General features: G+C 43.2%; 1 protein-coding gene. It reads right to left on the bottom strand.

Annotated features, from left to right (window positions below; genetic code table 11):
- Positions 1-99 precede the first annotated feature (99 nt).
- Positions 100-303: HNH endonuclease signature motif containing protein (locus P5674_RS26270; RefSeq protein ID WP_315670530.1), on the bottom strand; the 204-nt coding region annotated here is incomplete at its 5' end.

The following is a 303-nucleotide window of genomic DNA, read 5'->3' as shown; positions in this document are numbered from 1 at the left end:
CGAGTAGGGGTCGAGAGAGATGTCGCCATCTCCCCCTCCCATACAAAACCGTACATGAGACTTTCACCTCATACGGCTCCTAGTTTGACCGTCTCCTTGTTAAGAGTACAGCATCATCTCTTCATCAAGAGCTGTTTTATCATCGTGACAATGGCGATGTAATAATTGAAGATTCTTGTATTCATCCTTTCCGCCTTGGCTTCTAGGTACAATGTGGTCTACTTCAATTAAATCTGATGGGGTAAAGAATTGCCCACACCAGGTACATCTACCTTTTTGTTTTTTGAGTAGTTTTGCTACCCT

The sequence above is a fragment of the Limnospira sp. PMC 289.06 genome (assembly GCF_032350395.1).
In the GTDB taxonomy this organism is placed as follows: domain Bacteria; phylum Cyanobacteriota; class Cyanobacteriia; order Cyanobacteriales; family Microcoleaceae; genus Limnospira; species Limnospira platensis.
Note: the sequence above shows the minus strand (reverse complement) of the source record. Positions and strands in the feature narration are given on the sequence as shown.